Annotated in this window: 1 rRNA gene; it reads right to left on the bottom strand. The window is 52.1% G+C overall.

Annotated features, from left to right (window positions below):
• Positions 1–46 precede the first annotated feature (46 nt).
• Positions 47–1395 (bottom strand): 23S ribosomal RNA (locus GJ700_RS34660); the annotation flags it as partial.

Genomic DNA, 1395 nt, shown 5'->3' with positions numbered 1-1395 from the left:
TTGGGTAACTCATCATCGAGTAAATGCGTATAACCGGCAAGGTTATAGGGACAAGCCGTACGGGCAATTAGTACTGGTTAGCTTAATGCATTACTGCACTTCCACACCCAGCCTATCAACGTCCTGGTCTCGAACGACCCTTCAAGGAGCTTAAAGCTCCGGGAAATCTCATCTTAAGGCAAGTTTCCCGCTTAGATGCTTTCAGCGGTTATCTCTTCCGAACTTAGCTACCCGGCAATGCCACTGGCGTGACAACCGGTACACCAGAGGTTCGTCCACTCCGGTCCTCTCGTACTAGGAGCAGCCCCCTTCAAATTTCCAACGCCCACGGCAGATAGGGACCAAACTGTCTCACGACGTTTTAAACCCAGCTCACGTACCACTTTAAATGGCGAACAGCCATACCCTTGGGACCGGCTACAGCCCCAGGATGTGATGAGCCGACATCGAGGTGCCAAACTCCCCCGTCGATATGAACTCTTGGGAGGAATCAGCCTGTTATCCCCAGAGTACCTTTTATCCGTTGAGCGATGGCCCTTCCATACAGAACCACCGGATCACTATGTCCTACTTTCGTACCTGCTCGACTTGTCGGTCTCGCAGTTAAGCACGCTTATGCCATTGCACTATTAGCACGATGTCCGACCGTACCTAGCGTACCTTCGAACTCCTCCGTTACACTTTAGGAGGAGACCGCCCCAGTCAAACTGCCTACCATGCACTGTCCCCGACCCGGATTACGGGCCAAGGTTAGAACCTCAAACAAACCAGGGTGGTATTTCAAGGTTGGCTCCACGGGAACTGGCGTCCCCGCTTCAAAGCCTCCCACCTATCCTACACAGATTGGTTCAAAGTCCAATGCAAAGCTACAGTAAAGGTTCATGGGGTCTTTCCGTCTAGCCGCGGGTAGATTGCATCATCACAAACACTTCAACTTCGCTGAGTCTCGGGAGGAGACAGTGTGGCCATCGTTACGCCATTCGTGCAGGTCGGAACTTACCCGACAAGGAATTTCGCTACCTTAGGACCGTTATAGTTACGGCCGCCGTTTACTGGGACTTCAATCAAGAGCTTGCACCCCATCATTTAATCTTCCAGCACCGGGCAGGCGTCACACCCTATACGTCCACTTTCGTGTTTGCAGAGTGCTGTGTTTTTATTAAACAGTCGCAGCCACCAGTTTATTGCAACCCTTTCACCCTCCTGGCGCAGGCCAGTCAAGCTACCGGGGCGTACCTTTTCCCGAAGTTACGGTACCAATTTGCCGAGTTCCTTCTCCCGAGTTCTCTCAAGCGCCTTAGAATACTCATCTCGCCCACCTGTGTCGGTTTGCGGTACGGTCTCGTATGACTGAAGCTTAGAGGCTTTTCTTGGAACCACTTCCGATTGCTTCGC

Origin of the sequence: Pseudoduganella rivuli (assembly GCF_009674485.1) — a bacterium.
Taxonomy (GTDB): Bacteria; Pseudomonadota; Gammaproteobacteria; order Burkholderiales; family Burkholderiaceae_D; genus Rugamonas; species Rugamonas rivuli_B.
This window is presented reverse-complemented; position numbering and strand designations above follow the sequence as displayed.